This is a genomic window from Anabaena sp. CCY 9910, assembly GCF_963920875.1.
In the GTDB taxonomy this organism is placed as follows: domain Bacteria; phylum Cyanobacteriota; class Cyanobacteriia; order Cyanobacteriales; family Nostocaceae; genus Trichormus; species Trichormus variabilis.
The window spans coordinates 1-246 of record NZ_CAWUDJ010000147.1 but is presented as its reverse complement, the minus strand read 5'-3'; the positions used below and the strand labels follow the sequence as shown (position 1 = coordinate 246).

General features: G+C 62.6%; 1 protein-coding gene. It reads right to left on the bottom strand.

Translation table 11 applies throughout. The features are described from left to right. A partial coding sequence (locus tag ACM5QX_RS29640; protein WP_414756774.1) for a hypothetical protein occupies window positions 1–246 on the bottom strand: 246 nt, incomplete at both ends.

Below are 246 nucleotides of genomic sequence, written 5' to 3'. Positions count from 1 at the left end.
GCCGCCACCGTCAACCACCATCGAGATGCTGTGAGACGGGATGCCGTTCGAATCTGTCGAATTCGTATCGTTCTCGTAGGCCCTGTACCGCACTACGCCGTCCACCGATGCCACGGCACCGACGGTGCCTTCCAGCACAGTGCGCGACGGAAGCGCTACTGAAACCGCTTGGCGCGTGCGCAAGGTGGCGTCAAATTCTACGGGCTGACCTGGCGTAGCCGCCGTCGGGTTGATCACCGTCTGCCA